At 56.3% G+C, this 339-nt stretch carries 1 pseudogene; it reads left to right on the top strand.

Annotated elements, in window-relative coordinates:
• Window positions 1-339 (top strand): annotated as a pseudogene (locus E0D98_RS26215) (ATP-binding protein); the annotation flags it as partial.

The following is a 339-nucleotide window of genomic DNA, read 5'->3' as shown; positions in this document are numbered from 1 at the left end:
ACACCCGGCAAATCATAAGCAACCTGGTGGATCTGGCCTTCAGGGAGTATGGCGAAAACAACCCCAGACTGTACCGTGCAGGAACAGAGCCCCTTGTGGATCTCGCCCTGGAAGAGAGTGGCATCGCAGAACAACATGACGCTGGATGGTGGAATGCTGCCACCTGGTTTGAAATCAGGGACATGCTGCATATGACTGGCAATATCCCCGCAGCCCAGCGGGCACACTACCAGGCCATGCCCCTGCTGGCTGAAATGTCCGCCCTGCTGGGACAGCCATCCATCCGGGATGTGTTCGGCACAGTTCAGCGCGATAACTCAGCAGAATTGTTACTGGACT

Source organism: Escherichia sp. KCJ4928, assembly GCF_004352695.1.
GTDB lineage: Bacteria > Pseudomonadota > Gammaproteobacteria > Enterobacterales > Enterobacteriaceae > ECMA0423.
Note: the sequence above shows the minus strand (reverse complement) of the source record. Positions and strands in the feature narration are given on the sequence as shown.